Source organism: Carnobacterium divergens, from assembly GCF_900258435.1.
Classification (GTDB): domain Bacteria; phylum Bacillota; class Bacilli; order Lactobacillales; family Carnobacteriaceae; genus Carnobacterium; species Carnobacterium divergens_A.
On the sequence record NZ_LT992558.1, the window covers coordinates 443,698 to 460,457 of the forward strand.

Below are 16,760 nucleotides of genomic sequence, written 5' to 3' on the forward strand. Positions count from 1 at the left end.
AGTAATGGTAACTGGACAGCAGTGAAAGAAGGAACGACAGTAATTACCGTTACGACTTCAAACGGCAAGACAGCCTTTGTCTTTGTAACCGTAAAAGCCAATGGAATTCCTGTAGAAAGCATCACAGTAGAACCAAAAGAACTGAATCAACTTGTAGGAGACACTGGGAAATTAGCCATTACATTCCAACCAAGCAACGCAACAGACAAGAGCTTGAATTTTGTAAGTAATGATCCAAGTATCATGACGATTGATAGTAATGGTAACTGGACCGCTATGAAAGAAGGCTCGACAGTTATCACAGTCACAACTTCAAACGGAAAACTAGTGACAGTTCTTGTTACTGTAAAAGAAGTAGTTAAAAATGGAGTCCATGTACTTTATGAAGATTATCCGGTTACTACTGGGTATTTTGATCCAAAAGGAAACGGATATGAAAATACTGGATTCGATCATGATTTCGGTGCATTAGAGCCGTATCGTGGTTTAGGACCAGATCATTATAGAATTACAAAAGTAGGATATATTCAAATTAAAGAAGATGGACAGTACGGTTTCCTAATTGAATTAAAAGGAAATGATGCTGGTTATGTTGGGATTAATGATAAACAAATTATCAATTATGATCCTAAAATTGGTGGCAATAAAGATAATCCATACCAATTCTTTAAAAAAGGCGATGTGATAAAAGTTGAAATTAAACATTTCCACAGAGATCCATCAGCATCTGCTCCATTTAAGTTGAAATGGACTACGCCAAGTAATCCGTATTCACCAAAATCGATAGATGTATCTGAAATCATGCAAACACCGAATTAAGCAAAAAAGGTGAAATAAACTTAAAGATCAGCTATTTTTGTAGCTGGTCTTTAAGTATTTTAAAGGATTGCGAGGGGTAAAATGGATATAAAAAAAGCCTTATATTTAGAGCAAGATGCAACGTATAAATATCATCAAATGAAACTCTACAAACCTGGAGACGTTTATCAGTATGAAAACGATGAAGAAGAAAAAATTGTTTTTTTAGATGAAGGAGCAGCTTTGATACAAGCGCAAGGAAAAGAGTCTGATTGGGTTAGTCACGATTTAGTAACGCCTAAATATATTATTTCATTAGAAAATATGATGACGAATGTCTATATACCTAGCTATTTGATGTATCGAGTGAAATTTGTAGAAACTAGTAGAATGTATATTGTAGATCGAGATTACTTTTTAAACCATTTATATTTAAACCCACTTGATTTTCAAGAATTTTTTGAGAGCTTAGCGATAAAGTACATTAACAAGACACGGATGATTTCAGTAAGCAATGAAAGTCCTGTAACTAAAATCGCTAATTCGTTATTTGCGATTATTTATACACTACATCCGAATCAACAAGTTAAGTCGTACCAATTGCCAAGTTACATTACCCAAAAATTTATTTCTGAATATAGTTCAACCGGAAAAGCTAGGACTTCGGAAGCTCTAAAAGAGTTGGAGCGGATTGGAATCGTCCAGAAAAAAAAGCCTTTAAAAATAGATGTTGAACGCTTAAATCGATTTATTACAAATGAACATTAAAGCTATAGAAAAACCTGATTTTAAAATCAGGTTTTTTTATTTTCTCTATCTTTATGCTTTCTTAACACCCTAAACCTGCTTCTTAACACTATCTTTACTTCATACTTGGTATGCTGATGGTAACTTTTAAAGAAGGAGTTAACATCATGGAAACTGTCATTTTATTAAGTGGTATTGGCGCATTGCTATTGTTTTGTTATTTAATTTATGTGCTGTTCTGGGGGGACAAACAATGAAAATCGAGTTCGTATATCAATTGCTATTTTTAGTAGTTTTAGTTGGCTTAGGAATACCGTTAGGAAAATACTGTTATAAAGTGATGACCTCACAAAAGGTTTGGATGGATCGGCTGATTCAGCCAATTGAAAAAATGGTGTATCGCTTTATTGGACCAAGTAGTCAAAAAGAAATGAATGGAAAAACTTACGCACTATCAGTGATTAGTTTTAGTGTTTTAGGATTTATTGCCGTATTTTTACTAATGTTAATGCAAGGGATATTGCCAATGAATCCAGAGAGATTTTCTGGAACGACAGTGAGCTTGGCGTTTAACACGGCGTTAAGTTTTGTGACAAATACAAACTGGCAAGCATATGCTGGAGAAACAACATTATCACCTTTCACACAAATGATGGGCTTGACTGTCCAAAACTTTGTATCGGCTGCTGTTGGAATCTCGGTATTGTTTGTTCTTTTAAGAGGGTTTATGAGGAAATCTCAAAAAACGATTGGGAACTTTTGGCAAGATTTAACGAAAGCAACCTTGTATCTTTTAGTGCCACTGTCAACTGTGATTGCGATTTTATTGATTTCTCAAGGAGTCGTTCAAACATTTAGTGGAGGAATCGATTATTTTTCTTTAGAAACAGGAAGTAAAGGATTGATTCCATTAGGTCTAGCGGCTAGTCAAATCGCCATTAAACAATTAGGAACAAATGGCGGAGGCTACTTTGGAGCTAACTCTGCATTTCCGTTAGAAAACCCAACCATTTTTAGTAACTTGGTTGAAAATATCGCCATTCTCTTGATACCAGTAGCATTGATTTTTGCTTTTGGTTACTTCGTTAAAGAACATAAGCAAGGTCGCACCATTTTTATTGTATCAATGGTTTTATTGGTTTTAGCGTTGATTGGTGTGATGTTGAGTGAATATTATACAAGTCCTCAATTTGCCGATGTTGTGGCAAGTGGAAATTTGGAAGGAAAAGAAACTCGCTTTGGCGTTGGCTGGTCTGCACTTTGGGCTGTCAGTACTACCGCAGCATCCAATGGGTCGGTTAACAGCATGCTAGATAGCTTCACACCCTTTGGAGGAATGATCCCGATGTTCTTGATGCAGTTGGGAGAAATTGTGTTTGGTGGCGTCGGCAGTGGGCTATACGGTATGATCGCCTTCGTCATTTTGACTGTTTTTATTGCAGGCTTATTAGTTGGAAGGACGCCAGAATATTTAGGGAAAAAAATTGAACCTTTTGATATGAAAATGGTCTGTCTTGTTATTTTAACGCCACCGTTATTGACATTATTAGGTACGATGAGCTTTGTTTTATTGCCATCGGCCATGAGTCAATTAACCAATTCAGGAGCCCACGGCTTTTCAGAAATTCTCTATGCCTTTTCTTCATTGGCAAACAATAATGGGAGTGCCTTTGCTGGGTTAACTGCAGACACAACGTTCTTGAATACGGTTGGCGGAGTCATTATGTTGCTTGTTCGCTTTATCCCGATGGTAGCCATTATTTTCTTAGGTGGAAACTTAGCGAAGAAAAAAATGGTTGCTGTCAGTGATGGAACGCTATCAACAACTAATGGGACCTTTGTTGGGATGTTATTAGGCGTTATTTTCTTAGTGGGTGCATTAAGTTTCTTGCCAGCCATAGCATTAGGCCCAATTGCGGACTTTTTTACCACACGATAAAACTATAAGTAAAGAGGGATCTGAAAATGAAGGAAGAACAATCTCAAAAAGACATTCTAAAAGATGCGTTTAAACAATCTTTTGTTAAATTATCGCCTAAAATTCAATTGCAAAATCCAGTGATGTTTGTGGTGTATTTAGGGGCGGTACTCACTACTATTCTCTATTTTTTATCTTACTTTGGCATACAAGATAGTGCATCTTGGTTTATTTTAGCGATTGCGCTTATTTTATGGGTAACGATTTTATTTGCGAATTTTGCAGAAGCGATTGCAGAAGGGCGTGGACGAGCTCAAGCAGGTAGTCTGAAAAGTGCGAGAAAAGAAGTATTTGCTAAAAAAATCAAATCCATCAAAGATACAACTCATTACGAAGAAGTTAGTTCGGTGAATTTGAAACGTGGAGATTTAGTTTACGTTGTTGCAGGAGATCAAATTCCAATGGATGGGGATGTGGTAGATGGCGCAGCATCAGTAGATGAAAGTGCCATTACAGGTGAATCTGCTCCTGTAATTAGAGAATCAGGTGGGGATAGAAGTGCTGTCACAGGTGGCACGACGATTGTTTCAGATGAGCTAGTCATTAAGGTAACAGCTGAAAGTGGCGAAAGTTTTTTAGATAAGATGATTGCCATGGTAGAAGGCTCATCTCGTAAGAAAACACCCAATGAAATTTCATTGCAGATTTTATTGATTACATTGACCCTAATTTTTCTAGTCGTTTCAGCGACATTATTGCCTTATTCAAGTTTTTCAAGTCAATTAGCAGGAAACGGAACGGCGTTGTCTTTAACCACCATTATTGCTTTATTAGTATGTTTAGCACCAACGACGATTGGCGCGTTGCTCTCTTCAATTGGGATTGCTGGAATGAGTCGTTTAAATAAAGCAAACGTATTGGCGATGAGTGGACGTGCGATTGAAGCAGCTGGCGATGTGGATATTTTAATGCTAGATAAAACCGGAACAATCACATTAGGAAATCGTAAAGCAAGTGAATTTTTACCAGTAGAAGGTATTTCAGAACGGGACTTAGCTGACGCTGCTCAATTGTCTTCTTTAGCAGATGAAACTGCTGAAGGACGAAGCATTGTTGTCTTGGCAAAAGAAAAATTTGATATTCGAGCGCGTAACTTTAAAGAACTAGAAGCAAACTTTATTGATTTTTCAGCTAAAACAAGAATGAGCGGGATTGATTATCAAGAAGTTGAAATCAGAAAAGGTGCGGCTGATGCCATTAAAAAATACGTGCAAGAAAAAGGCAGTACGTATCCAGTTGAATGTGATGAGATTGTTGAAAGAATTGCTAATTTAGGAGGTACACCGTTAGTTGTTGCTAAAAACAATCAAGTATTAGGTGTTATTTATCTAAAGGATATTGTGAAGTCAGGTGTTAAAGAGCGTTTTGAAGATTTAAGAAGAATGGGTATTAAAACAATTATGATTACTGGGGACAACCCTATGACCGCGGCGGCAATTTCAGCAGAAGCAGGGGTAGATGATTTTCTTGCTGAAGCAACACCAGAAGCAAAATTGGAATTGATTCGTTCGTACCAAGAAGCAGGCCATTTAGTTGCGATGACTGGGGACGGAACGAATGATGCTCCTGCTTTAGCGCAAGCCGATGTGGCAGTGGCGATGAACACAGGGACACAAGCAGCTAAAGAAGCTGGGAATATGATTGATTTAGATTCAAGCCCAACGAAACTGATTGATGTCGTAAGAATTGGCAAACAGTTGTTGATGACTCGTGGTGCCTTAACAACCTTTAGTATTGCAAATGATGTAGCCAAATATTTTGCGATTATTCCAGTATTGTTCTTTGGAATTTATCCACAGCTGGATCGTTTGAATTTAATGCATTTAACCAGTCCAACAAGTGCGATTTTAGCAGCGATTTTGTACAATGCCTTAATTATTGTTGCATTGATTCCACTTTCATTAAAAGGAGTTCAATATAAAGAATTGCCAGCAAGCAAAATTTTACGACATAATTTATTTGTTTATGGTTTAGGTGGTTTAATTGCACCTTTTGTCGCTATCAAATTATTAGATATGCTATTGACCGTGATGGGGTTAGTTTAATTAAAGAGGGGAAAAAATATGAAAATTGTGATGCCAGCTTTTAAAATGTTCCTAATAATGAGTGTAATTTGTGGGGGGATCTATACGATTGCTTTAACGGGAATCGGTCAACTGTTCTTCCCAGAACAGGCGAATGGAAGGGTTGTTAAAGTGACCCACAATGGTGCTGAGAAAGTAATTGGCTCAACTTTGTTGGGGCAAGAATTTAAGGGAGCTCAGTTTTTACAAGGTCGACCAATTGGTGTCAGTAATTTATCTGGCGTGAGTTCAGAACAAAAAGATGCCGTCTCAAAACGAGTAAAACAATTAAAACAAGAAAATCCAAACCAAACAGGCAAGATTCCTGCTGATTTAGTGACGGGATCAGGTAGTGGCGTTGATCCAGAAATTTCTCTGGCTGGAGCAAACTATCAAGTTGCTCGAATTGCAGAAGCGAGAGGGATTTCTGAGACTATCGTTCAAAAAACAATCGAAAAGAATACAACTGGGGAACTATTTGGTAAAATAGGAGAACCAAGAGTAAACGTACTTGGTGTAAATAAACAATTAGAAGAGTTAAAAACCAAGTAAAATGAGGTGACAGGGCTAATGAATGAAGAAAACCGCCCAAATCCAGATCAATTATTATTGAAATACGGTGTGAAATCCAGTCATCATCGAGGAAAACTCAAGGTCTTCTTTGGATATGCTGCGGGAGTAGGGAAAACCTACGGTATGCTGCGAGCAGCGATTGAACAAAGCGAAGCAGGGAAAAATGTATTGGTGGGATATGTAGAGCCACACGCTCGTCCTGAGACGATGGCGTTGCTGAAAAATTTGGCGACGTTGCCAACCAAAACAATTGATTACCGAGGGATGTCTTTAGAAGAATTTGATTTGGATAGTGCGTTACTTGCTAAACCAGAATTAATTTTAGTGGACGAGTTAGCGCATACGAACATTGAGGGCTCACGCAATCGGAAAAGATACCAAGATATTGATGAGTTGTTAAATGCAGGAATTGATGTCTATACGACGATGAACGTTCAGCATTTAGAAAGCTTAAATGATATTGTGGAAGAAATCACCAATATTCATGTCAACGAAACAGTACCCGATCATTTTTTTGATGAAGCTTTTATTAAACTGATTGATGTTGAACCGGAAGAACTGGTATATCGTCTAAAAGAAGGCAAAATTTATCAGCCTCACAATGCAAAAAAAGCGATGAATCATTTTTTTACACTGGAGAATTTAAAATTATTAAGAGAAATTGCGATTCGAAAAGCGGCGGATTACATTGGTATGGAAAATCGTCCAGATCAGCTGTTAAATAATAAGCGTGTTCAGAGCAAACTTTTAACTTATATTGACGATACCTCTAAAGTAGGGGCAGAAAAATGCATTCGTTGGACAGCCAGATTAGCAGTTGCGTTTCGAGCAGAGTGGGTTGTTTTATTTGTTGAAAATGATGAATCTGATGGGAAATCAACAAATGAACAGGTGATGAAGAATTTTGAATTGGCGGAAACATTAGGCGCTGAAACCGTGACCTTAAATGCTCATGATAAAGTTGAAACTATTATTCAATACGCTAAGTTAACTGGAGTTACGGATATCATTATTGGTAAAAAACGTCGCGGACAAAATTTCCGTAAGCTTTTTAAAACAGAATTGGAAGATCAATTAGTTCAAGAATTGAATAATGTTGAAATTCATATGATTCCTTTTGCGGAGAAAACAGATTCTGCTAAACCAAGAGAGATAAAAAACTCGTGGAAACCAAAACTATTTTCCACCAGTAATTTTTTAAAGACGATTTTATTATTAGTCGTAGCAACGCTTTGCTCAGAAGTTGTCACATATCTGGGGATTGGCGATCAAAATGTGATCGTCGTGTATTTGCTGTTTGTCTTAATTATTGCAAGAGCAACTTATGGGTACAGCTATGGTGTATTTGCCTCTATTTTAAGTGTGCTTTTATTTAACTGGTTTTTCGTTGAACCACTGTATTCGTTAACAGTTTATAAACCAGGGTATCCAATCACGCTCCTGATTATGTTAGCTGTTGCACTCTTTACTAGTAATATGATGATTCGAGTTAAAAGCCAAGCTCGTGATTCCATTGAAAAAGAACACCGAATGGAAGTTATCTACGATTTAAATAAGGATTTGTTACGAGTTAAAAGTATTAATGGCATTGTTGAGATTACCAATCGTTATTTGGCGCAAACTTTGGAACGTAGTGTTATTTTTTATACTGAAAAACCAGAGCAAAAGCAAGCGTATCAAGTTGAGGTCTATGATGGCAATCACGAAGCGCAAAAAAGTTTGGTATCTGAGTCTGAAATAGCTGTAGCTAATTGGGTTTTTAATAACCGTAAGGAAGCCGGTTTTGGAAGCAATACATTAATGGGGGCAAGCACCTATTACTTCCCGTTACTGTCTCAAGGTGAAGCCGTAGCTGTTATTGGCGTCTACTGCTTGAATGAGGCGCCGTTAACTCATGAAAATTTAAATTTTTTAAAGTTGATTAGTACTCAAATTTCATTAGCCTTGGAACGCCAGCATTTAGCAAATGAACAACAAGAAATTTTATTGGAAAGCGAAAAAGAAAAAATGCGAGGCAATTTATTACGGGCGATTTCTCATGATTTACGAACACCGCTAACTGGAATTTTAGGAGCAAGCTCAGCGATGATTGAAAATAAGGATAAATTTACGGAAACATTAAAATTGCAACTTTTAACAGATATTAAAGAGGATTCCGAGTGGCTGATTCGGATGGTAGAAAACCTATTGTCAGTGACGCGAATTGATGAGGGGACTATGAAAGTCAATAAAGTTCCAGAAGCAGTAGAAGAAATTGCTGCAACAGCCGTTCGAAGAATTCGCAAACGTTTCCCCCAACAAGAAATTCAAGTGAAAGTACCAACAGAATTGATTTTAGTCCCGATGGATGGTAAATTGATTGAGCAAGTATTGATCAATTTAATGGAAAATGCCATTCGTCATTCAGGAAAAATCACTCCCATTATGGTGAATGTACTAAGGCAGGGAAACGACGTAGTATTTGAAGTACAAGATCAAGGGTTGGGAATCAAAAAAGAACGTTTAACGAACCTATTTAATCCTTTTGATGGGTCAAAAGTCAGCCAAGGGGCAGTTCCGGTGGATGCTAAAAGAGGCTTGGGGATTGGCCTTTCTATTTGTAAAACGATTATTGCTGCGCATAACGGGACGATTTCTGGGGAAAATAATCAATCGAAAGGTGCAGTTTTTCGTTTTACCTTACCAATTGAACCGATAGAGGAGGAAAACGGATGAGTCCACGGACCATACTGATTATTGAAGACGATCCAGGTATTTTAAATTTTATGTCTGCAATCTTAAAAGGAGAAGACTATAAAATTATAACGGCTACGGAAGGTTCACAAGGGATGAGCTTAGCAGCAACTTGGAATCCCGATTTAATTATGCTTGATTTAGGTCTGCCGGATATGGATGGTCTAGACGTGCTGAAGACGATTCGAAGTTGGTCTAAAACCCCAATCATGATTGTTTCAGCTCGAGGTCACGAACAAGAAAAAGTAGCGGCTTTAGATGAAGGTGCAGATGATTATATTACTAAACCATTTGGCACTTCAGAGCTTTTAGCACGAATTCGAACAGCTTTGCGCCATGGGGTGCCTATGGAATCAAAAGAAAGCATAGTTGAAAATGGAGAACTGGTGATTGATTTTGAGAAACGTCTTGTGAAAATTGAAGGAAAAGAAGTTCATTTAACTCCAAATGAATACAAAATCATTCAACTCTTAGCGAAACATCTGGGAAAAGTATTAACCCATGATGCAATTTCTAAAAGCATTTGGGGCCCGTATCATGGCGATAACCAAACGTTAAGGGTAAATATGTCAAATATTCGTAGAAAATTGGAAAAAAACCCGGCTGATCCAATCTACATTACCACTGAAATTGGCATTGGCTATCGAATGGTTGAACGAACTTAGAAAAACAATTAAACACCAAAAGACAAGCAAACGGCAGGTTTTCGATAAATACTCGAAAATCTCTCATCTGCTTGTCTTTTTATTAACGCTTGAAAGAAAAAAATGCGATAATAAAACTATTAAATTAAGAGAAGGAGCTGATTCAAAAGATGATTGAAAAAAGCCAAGAAATCACCACTTATATTCAACAATTTCCTACTGAAATTCAGGAACGAATGGAAACGATCAGAGACTTGATTCATCAAGAAGCACCTACAGCGACAGAAACCATAAGCTATGGGATTCCAACCTTTGTATTAAAAAAGAATTTGGTTCATTTTGCAGCCTATCAAAAGCACATTGGTTTTTATCCAACTCCAAGTGCAATACGGGTGTTTTCAGAACAACTGCAAGACTATCAGACCTCCAAGGGAACCATTCAACTGCCAAACAATAAGGCGTTGCCACTAGAATTAATTCGTCAAATTATTCGCTATAGAGTCAAGGAAAACCAAGCACTGTAAATGAAAAAACAAATAAAAAGTAGGCATTAAGCGTTAGTTATGAAAAAGTTCAGTAAGTTTGTTAAACTACTAAAAAAAGAGTAGCAGAATGAATGTGTGGAAAGGAATCCTTAGAATGAAAATCAGTGTACGACATCGTTTTATTAAAAAAATCCCAGTTTTAGAAGTAGTTCCAGAAGAATTTAAACTATTGCCGTTGCCGTTGGTGATTTATTATCATGGTTGGCAGTCGTCGAAAGAGTTAACATTAACGCAAGCAAGAAAGATGGCTAAAAAAGGAATTCGTGTTATTTTACCAGATGCAATGAATCACGGCGAGCGAAGAAGTGGCCCTATTTCTCCAATTCCGTCGATTACATTTTGGTCGAGCATTCAATATAATTTAGTTGAATTTTCTCAATTAACTCATTTTTTTCGCAAACAAGACTTGATTTTGAAGGATAGGATTGGCGTAGGAGGTGTTTCTATGGGAGGGATCACAACTTGCGGTTTGTTAACACAGCACCCAGAAATTCAAGTCGCTGCTTCTATGATGGGAACGCCAGCTCCGATGGATTATGTAGCGCTTGTTTCAAAAACGGCTAAGGAGCGAGGCGTCTTTATTCCAGAAGATTTACCGTTATTATTGAGTTGGATTAAGTACTATGATTTATCCAAAAAACCTGAAAAATTAGCTAAACGACCTGTGTTATTTTGGCATGGGACAGAGGATGAAAAGATTCCTTATCAAGAAGTAGCTCATTTTTATCAACGTATTAAAGAGGAGCCCTATGCTGAAAATAGCCAATTTATTACAGCTGAAAAAGAACGTCATTTAATTCGAGGAGAAGTGATGGATCAAGTGGCTCAGTTTTTTGCAACGCAATTTCATCTGTAAGCATAAAAAAACCACCTGTAGGGGAACAGGTGGAAAGTAGATTCATTATACTTTAGGGGGAGAATAATGAAAGGACTAAGTCATTCGTTGGTTCGTTATTTTAAGATACGTTAAGTATACCCTTTAATTGTGAAGAAAATATGTCTAAACAAGTAAGTAAGTTTGAATTATTCGCTCTTTAAGTTAATTGAAGAATACCATTGAAAGGCGAGTTAGTAAATAAAGTAAGGTCTAATTAAGAGATTATTCAATCTTTGAACATTGGTTTTTTTTATGAGTTTTTTTTAATAAGTGTAGCCTGACACCAAGAAATTTGATACCGTTTAGAAATTGAATTCAATCAGATTTTAGACTCATTAAAATCAATAATTATTTGTTATTTAATGAGGTTTGAAGAGGAAGGAACGTTATATGGAACTATATTTAGATAAAAGAAAACAAAGAGTACTAGACTTACTAGATTTTTTTGAAGAAAATTTAAATAAAGAGTTGTCATTTACCGTGTTATCAGATTCTTTGAACGTGTCAGATTTTATTTTTGATAGTGTCCTTAAGGAGTTTTTAGTAGATATTGAATTAAATGATTTAACCGAAGAAATCATTTTTAAAATGGGGACACGAAGGATTTTTGTTACGAAGGTAGGAAAAGGACGAATCAAATTAGCTTCATTGTATTTTCAAGAATCCATTGATTTTCTGATATTAGACGATGTTTTTCGCAATAAATTTATTTCAATCACTGAATTTTCATATGACAACTACGTGAGTAGAACCAATATTTATCGAAGAGTAACAGCAATTAAAGAGCTTTTAAAAGGGTATCAGCTAAAGTTGTCTAATTCATTTAAAATTGTAGGAGACGAAGCTGATATCAGTAGTTTTTTCTTGCAGATGTATTATCTCGTATTTAGTAAGGAACGATTTCCTTTCTCAGAAGAAGTAAAAGCGAGCAGCGAAAGACTTATCGACATGTTGATAACGCAAAAAGAATTGAAAATTAGTGCAGCACTAAAATTGAAAATTAGTTATTTGTTTGGCATTCGTTATATGCGGATACAAGAAAATTCATTTTTATTACATTCGAAACTTTCTAAAAAAAGAGTGCCAAAGGATGCCGTTGCGTCTGTTTATAATTCTATTTCAGCATTTATTCAACAGGAGTGGGACTTGACAGGTAAAAAAAATGAATTGGAAACCAATTACTTGGTTTCATTGCTCATTGGCGAGAATGGCTTCTATGAATTAGATGAAGTGGTGACCCAAAATCAAGAAATCCGTTTTTTAACTACTCATTTTATGCAAACGTTTAGTTCGTATTTTAAGGTAGACAAATTGCCGAACAATGTAGAAGAAGACTTAGTAAAAGAACTAACAATTCTTCATTATTATAGTTCGTATTTTGAAAATGTGGTGAGCCTCAATCAACTGACACTAGAAAGAAAACAAGCATTTCCAGTGTATCCTAAAATTTTTCATTTTTGTCAAAAGCTATTTCAGGAAATGAAGGATAAAAATAGAGAGGCCATCTCGATTGAAAGTCAAGAATTTTTAAAAATGCGTTATTATTATTTGATTGTTTATTTAGTGCCACCAGAAATTTGCAATCCTGAGCTAAAGATATATACTGATTTTTCATTAGGGAAAAATTTCAAAAAAGTTGTTGACCGAGAGATTCTGAACTATGGGTATTATAACCTAAAAATAGAAGACACCTTGCACGAAGGGGTAGACATTGTGATTTCTGATGTTTTAGAAGAGCTTCCTATCGGCGTCACCAAATCTTTAAATTGGCATATTCCTCCTACTCTTGGGGATTGGGAAAATTTTCAATGGTCTTTAGATCACTAATTCATTAGTAAAATGTGCGTTCTTTTGATAATCAAGTAGCATTTTACTGAAAAGTTCGCTAAAATAAAAGAAAAAGTAGTGGGGGTAATGATCATAGAAAGTTATAAAGATCCATCGTTAAAGATATTTAGTTTAAATTCAAATAAGCCATTAGCTGAAAAAATTGCCAATGTTGTTGGCACTCAATTAGGAAAATCTTCCGTGAAGCAATTCAGTGATGGAGAAATTCAGATCAATATTGAAGAAAGTATTCGTGGCGACCATGTTTACGTAATTCAATCAACTAATTATCCAGTCAATGATCATCTTTTAGAGTTACTTATCATGATTGATGCACTCAAACGAGCAAGCGCAAAAACCATCAATATCGTTATGCCTTATTATGGGTACGGTCGACAAGATCGTACTGCAAAGCCCAGAGAACCAATTACAGCTAAGTTAGTGGCTAATTTAGTGCAAAAAGCTGGCGCAACAAGAATGTTAATGTTAGATTTGCATACCGTGCAATTACAAGGATTCTTTGATATCCCCGTAGATAATTTATTTACCATGCCTTTATTTGCCAAGCATTATCAAGAATGTGGTTTGTCTGGTGAAGAGGTTGTCGTAGTTTCGCCTAAAAATAGTGGGGTTGGCCGTGCGCGTGTGCTTTCAGAATATTTAGATGCAACCTTAGCAATTGTAGATCAACCAACTGACGAGCAAGAAGAAGCAATAGGGTCAGTGATTGGCAATATTCAAGGGAAAACTTGTATCATGGTAGATGACATGATTAATACGGGAGAAACGTTAGCCCGTGCAGCGACTATTTTAATGGAAAATGGCGCAAAAGCGGTTTACGCATGTGCTTCCCATGGCCTTTTTTCAAATGGAGCAACGACTATCTTGAAAGAAGCGCCAATTCAAAAAATTTGTGTGACGGATTCAATCGATTTTGCTGGCAAAGAACAGCTTGCCAATTTAGAAATTATCACGAGTGCTGAATTGATAGGTAAAGGAATCAAAGGAATTCATGAAAATAAACCATTAAGTCCATTATTTAAATTATAAACAAAGGAGTTTGACCGATGACATTTGAACAAATTCTTCCTCACTTAAAACAAGGGGAAAAAGTAATTCGTAGTGGATGGGGTGGGGCTGAGTTGTACGTTGTGTTAGAAAAAGCAAGCACCCATCAAGAGGAAAAAATGAACCCTTATTTTCTCATCAATGTAACAGGAGAAGGCTATACAATGTTTACCCCAACGGTCTGTGATATTTTAGCAGAAGACTGGGAAATCGTTCAATAAAGAGAAAAAAGCTCATGAATTCATGGGCTTTTTGTCACGTTAAGGGAGGTTTTAAGATGGAATTTAAAGGATTTAAGGAAAAAGTTGTTTTTATTACGGGTGTTTCATCTGGGATTGGACAAGCACAAGCAATCGCTTTTTTAGAGCAAAATGCCTATGTATTTGGGATGGATATTGCTGAAAAGGGAATTTTCGCGGTAGCAGAATTTCAAAATAATCCTCATTTTGCCTATTTTCTTGGAGATACATCAAAAAAAGAAGAAGTTGAAGAAGCAGTGAAAAAAGCGATGCAGCAATTTGGTCAAATTGATATTTTATTAAATACCGCGGGTATTTTAGATGGCTATGCGCCTACGTTGGAAACAGATGAAAGTTTATGGGATCGTATTATGACTGTTAATGTAAAAGGAACCTATTTAGTGACAAATGCTGTTTTACCACATATGGTTGCTAGAAAAAGTGGTGTCGTCGTAAATATGGCGTCAATTGCGGGTTTTGTAGCAGGAGGCGGAGGTGCAGCGTATACGGCTTCTAAGCATGCTATTATCGGCTATACAAAACAGTTAGATTATGACTATGTAAAATTAGGAATACGGGCAAATGGAATTGCACCAGGGGCGATTGAAACGCCAATGAATCAGGCCGATTTTGCTGGAGATGGCAAAATGGCAAAATGGGTCGCTAAGGAAACGCCTGCAGGTCGATGGGCGAAGGCACAAGAAGTAGCCAATTTAACTTTGTACTTGGCCAGTCCAGAAGCAGACTATATTCATGGTACGATTATTCCAATTGATGGTGGGTGGTTAGGAAAATAAATTCCTAATTGGTTTTAATCGTGTATAATAAGAATTGCGGATAAATTTTCTATTGGCACTATGACACTTTTGGTTCAAGCGCTTGCCTGAATCATTTCCTTTGGTCGTAGTTATTACTAAAATAGTTGAAAGATGAGGCTATTTTATAAAGGAGAACTAAAAATGAATCAATCAAAAACAAGACAAGTTTCAAAATGGTCTATTGGGGCTATTTCAAAAATGGGTATGGTGACAGCCTTGTATGTTGCAGTGACAATTTTTCTTTCAGTGATGAGCTTTGGCGTGATTCAAATTAGGTTATCTGAAGGGTTTAATTTTTTAGCAATTTACAATAAGCGGTACATTCTTTCAATTACATTGGGCGTAATGATTGCAAACATAGCCTCTCCTTTAGGGATTGTTGATGTTATTATTGGCGGTAGTGCAACGTTTTTGACGTTACTAGGCGCTTCTTTTGTTGCGGGGAAAATTTCTCATCCAATTTGGAAAATAGTGGCAACGACTATTATTTTTAGCTTTTCGATGTTTACAGTTGCAGGAGAGTTGGCATTTTTTTACCAACTGCCTTTTTGGTCGACTTGGGGCATCGTTGGGTTAGGAGAGCTTATTTCAATGAGTTTAGGTGGTGTGTTGATGCACCTAGTTAATAAAAAAATTGATTTATCGGTTTAGTAGAAAAATCACCTGTCAACATTTGACAGGTGATGCAAAAGAATTTAGTTCGTTTTATATCCTGATGTAAACTCAAAAAGGTGAGCATACCAAGGAAGTTTAGTAGAGTCAAAGTCTTCAAGGGAAGTGGTTTTTTTTAGAAAAAGCACTCCTTGTTTAACGGACAAAATGGTCAGTTGAATGTTGCTAAGGTGTTCTTGTGTAACGATTTCGAAAGCAGAGTGACGCTGAATGAAGTCAATCTCTTTCTTTTTTTGATTAAGGGCGGTAGTGGTGAATAATTTTTTTAAAGTTGGGATGTCACTGAAGGATTTGGACATGCTTTCCATAAAACGCCTCTTTTCTTGTTGCAGTTGTGTGAGTTCTGTTTGTAGTTGGTGCAATTCATTAATTTTCAACTTATTTACAGGGTCAGTGATTGTCTCAATCAAAACAGTGAGGTAAGTTTTAAAATAGGTATCCAATAGTGTCAGAGCATCAAGAATAGTTTGAGCAATCAATTGATAACGTTCACAATAAGATTTAGTCGTTTCAGGTAGTTCAGAATGCTTTAGAAACAGCTGGTTTTCTGTAATTGATTTCATTAAATAGTGAGAAACAGTCTCTTTTAATTGCGGGAGTTCAGTTGAAAATGATTGGATTTCTTGAAGGGGTGTTTTAGTCATATTTGCACCTCATTCCTAAACTGAATGTAGTTTTTTTCTAATTGTTGCAACTCAAATAGGGTTTTTAATCGAATTTGTTTCAGTTCTTCTTCGCCTACAATCAATTGTTGTTGGAAAAGTCGACTTTCTTCTTTTAACTGTTCTAATTCTTCATTAACGCTTGTTTCTGAACTTGTTCCGCTACATAATTGAAGAATTTTTTCCCAAAGGTACTGTTCTTTTTTTGAAAAATATTGTGAATCTAGAAATGCATGTTCTACTATTACATGCGTCTCCTTCAAATGGCGTAATTCGAGTTTTTTAGCTGTTAGTTGTTGTTGTAATTTTCTGCAAGTATCTTGTGTTGGTAGCGTCATAATAAGGTCCTCAACTTAGTTTCTAGGTTCTTGGGATAGGCCATATAGAACACACTCCTTACATTTAGTGATCTTTTTTTAGATATATTCTTTAAGTTCTTTTTTAGTATTTTTTATATTATACCATGTTTTGCGTTAAGTTGAAGTAGTTGTGTCAAATAATCCTACATTAAATAAC

General features: G+C 36.3%; 16 protein-coding genes. 14 read left to right on the plus strand and 2 right to left on the minus strand.

All coding sequences use genetic code 11. The features are described from left to right. The 14 genes from CDIMF43_RS02590 to CDIMF43_RS02655 all read left to right on the plus strand — a co-directional run. On the plus strand, positions 1 to 819 hold an 819-nt coding region (locus tag CDIMF43_RS02590), incomplete at its 5' end, for an Ig-like domain-containing protein (RefSeq protein WP_199198144.1). 81 nt (positions 820 to 900) lie between these two features. Then, positions 901 to 1,566: a cyclic nucleotide-binding domain-containing protein gene (locus tag CDIMF43_RS02595; RefSeq protein WP_074402098.1), complete on the plus strand. Its 666-nt coding sequence runs from the start codon at positions 901 to 903 to the stop codon at positions 1,564 to 1,566. A 232-nt stretch (positions 1,567 to 1,798) separates the two neighbouring features. Then, a complete protein-coding gene (gene kdpA, locus CDIMF43_RS02600; RefSeq protein WP_109841121.1) occupies positions 1,799 to 3,484 on the plus strand; it encodes a potassium-transporting ATPase subunit KdpA in 1,686 nt (561 codons plus the stop codon). A gap of 26 nt (positions 3,485 to 3,510) precedes the next feature. Further along, positions 3,511 to 5,568 carry a potassium-transporting ATPase subunit KdpB gene (gene kdpB, locus CDIMF43_RS02605; protein WP_109841122.1) on the plus strand — a complete coding sequence of 686 codons (2,058 nt, stop codon included), beginning with the start codon at positions 3,511 to 3,513 and terminating at the stop codon, positions 5,566 to 5,568. Positions 5,569 to 5,586: 18 nt separating this feature from the next. Continuing rightward, entirely contained in the window at positions 5,587 to 6,138 is a 552-nt protein-coding gene (locus tag CDIMF43_RS02610) for a potassium-transporting ATPase subunit C (protein ID WP_074402101.1), read from the plus strand. Positions 6,139 to 6,156: 18 nt separating this feature from the next. After that, complete coding sequence (locus CDIMF43_RS02615) at positions 6,157 to 8,874, plus strand: sensor histidine kinase (protein WP_074402102.1); 2,718 nt, start codon at positions 6,157 to 6,159, stop codon at positions 8,872 to 8,874. Further along, positions 8,871 to 9,557, plus strand: coding sequence for a response regulator transcription factor (locus CDIMF43_RS02620; protein WP_074402103.1), 687 nt, complete (start codon positions 8,871 to 8,873; stop codon positions 9,555 to 9,557). The genes CDIMF43_RS02615 and CDIMF43_RS02620 overlap by 4 nt, the downstream gene beginning before the upstream one ends. Positions 9,558 to 9,706: 149 nt before the next feature. Further along, positions 9,707 to 10,060: an iron chaperone gene (locus CDIMF43_RS02625; protein ID WP_109841123.1), complete on the plus strand. Its 354-nt coding sequence runs from the start codon at positions 9,707 to 9,709 to the stop codon at positions 10,058 to 10,060. A 115-nt stretch (positions 10,061 to 10,175) separates the two neighbouring features. Beyond that, positions 10,176 to 10,937, plus strand: coding sequence for an alpha/beta fold hydrolase (locus CDIMF43_RS02630; protein WP_074402354.1), 762 nt, complete (start codon positions 10,176 to 10,178; stop codon positions 10,935 to 10,937). Between the two features lie 411 nt (positions 10,938 to 11,348). Continuing rightward, positions 11,349 to 12,785 carry a helix-turn-helix domain-containing protein gene (locus CDIMF43_RS02635; RefSeq protein ID WP_109841124.1) on the plus strand — a complete coding sequence of 479 codons (1,437 nt, stop codon included), beginning with the start codon at positions 11,349 to 11,351 and terminating at the stop codon, positions 12,783 to 12,785. Positions 12,786 to 12,872: 87 nt separating this feature from the next. Continuing rightward, entirely contained in the window at positions 12,873 to 13,835 is a 963-nt protein-coding gene (locus CDIMF43_RS02640; protein ID WP_074402106.1) for a ribose-phosphate diphosphokinase, read from the plus strand. A 17-nt stretch (positions 13,836 to 13,852) separates the two neighbouring features. Beyond that, positions 13,853 to 14,074, plus strand: a complete 222-nt coding sequence (locus tag CDIMF43_RS02645) for a DUF2829 domain-containing protein (protein ID WP_074402107.1) — start codon at positions 13,853 to 13,855, stop codon at positions 14,072 to 14,074. A 56-nt stretch (positions 14,075 to 14,130) separates the two neighbouring features. Further along, positions 14,131 to 14,889 (plus strand): 3-oxoacyl-ACP reductase, encoded by a 759-nt coding sequence (locus CDIMF43_RS02650; protein ID WP_074402108.1) that lies wholly within the window; start codon positions 14,131 to 14,133, stop codon positions 14,887 to 14,889. Between the two features lie 162 nt (positions 14,890 to 15,051). Next, positions 15,052 to 15,561, plus strand: a complete 510-nt coding sequence (locus tag CDIMF43_RS02655; protein WP_074402109.1) for a QueT transporter family protein — start codon at positions 15,052 to 15,054, stop codon at positions 15,559 to 15,561. A gap of 44 nt (positions 15,562 to 15,605) precedes the next feature. Here CDIMF43_RS02655 and CDIMF43_RS02660 read toward each other — a convergent pair whose 3' ends face one another. Next, a complete protein-coding gene (locus tag CDIMF43_RS02660) occupies positions 15,606 to 16,226 on the minus strand; it encodes a hypothetical protein (protein ID WP_109841125.1) in 621 nt (206 codons plus the stop codon). Then, positions 16,223 to 16,582, minus strand: coding sequence for a hypothetical protein (locus CDIMF43_RS02665; RefSeq protein WP_109841126.1), 360 nt, complete (start codon positions 16,580 to 16,582; stop codon positions 16,223 to 16,225). The genes CDIMF43_RS02660 and CDIMF43_RS02665 overlap by 4 nt, the downstream gene beginning before the upstream one ends. Between the last annotated feature and the right edge of the window lie 178 nt (positions 16,583 to 16,760).

Bases quoted from the DNA above. Each gene is read 5' to 3' on its own strand.
- CDIMF43_RS02595 (WP_074402098.1), top strand. From the start codon at position 901: ATGGATATAAAAAAAGCCTTATATTTAGAGCAAGATGCAACGTATAAA.
- CDIMF43_RS02620 (WP_074402103.1), top strand. From the start codon at position 8,871: ATGAGTCCACGGACCATACTGATTATTGAAGACGATCCAGGTATTTTA.
- CDIMF43_RS02660 (WP_109841125.1), bottom strand. From the start codon at position 16,226: ATGACTAAAACACCCCTTCAAGAAATCCAATCATTTTCAACTGAACTC.
- kdpA (WP_109841121.1), top strand. From the start codon at position 1,799: ATGAAAATCGAGTTCGTATATCAATTGCTATTTTTAGTAGTTTTAGTT.
- CDIMF43_RS02650 (WP_074402108.1), top strand. From the start codon at position 14,131: ATGGAATTTAAAGGATTTAAGGAAAAAGTTGTTTTTATTACGGGTGTT.
- CDIMF43_RS02610 (WP_074402101.1), top strand. From the start codon at position 5,587: ATGAAAATTGTGATGCCAGCTTTTAAAATGTTCCTAATAATGAGTGTA.
- CDIMF43_RS02635 (WP_109841124.1), top strand. From the start codon at position 11,349: ATGGAACTATATTTAGATAAAAGAAAACAAAGAGTACTAGACTTACTA.
- CDIMF43_RS02640 (WP_074402106.1), top strand. From the start codon at position 12,873: ATGATCATAGAAAGTTATAAAGATCCATCGTTAAAGATATTTAGTTTA.
- CDIMF43_RS02630 (WP_074402354.1), top strand. From the start codon at position 10,176: ATGAAAATCAGTGTACGACATCGTTTTATTAAAAAAATCCCAGTTTTA.
- CDIMF43_RS02615 (WP_074402102.1), top strand. From the start codon at position 6,157: ATGAATGAAGAAAACCGCCCAAATCCAGATCAATTATTATTGAAATAC.
- CDIMF43_RS02645 (WP_074402107.1), top strand. From the start codon at position 13,853: ATGACATTTGAACAAATTCTTCCTCACTTAAAACAAGGGGAAAAAGTA.
- CDIMF43_RS02655 (WP_074402109.1), top strand. From the start codon at position 15,052: ATGAATCAATCAAAAACAAGACAAGTTTCAAAATGGTCTATTGGGGCT.
- CDIMF43_RS02625 (WP_109841123.1), top strand. From the start codon at position 9,707: ATGATTGAAAAAAGCCAAGAAATCACCACTTATATTCAACAATTTCCT.
- kdpB (WP_109841122.1), top strand. From the start codon at position 3,511: ATGAAGGAAGAACAATCTCAAAAAGACATTCTAAAAGATGCGTTTAAA.
- CDIMF43_RS02665 (WP_109841126.1), bottom strand. From the start codon at position 16,582: ATGACGCTACCAACACAAGATACTTGCAGAAAATTACAACAACAACTA.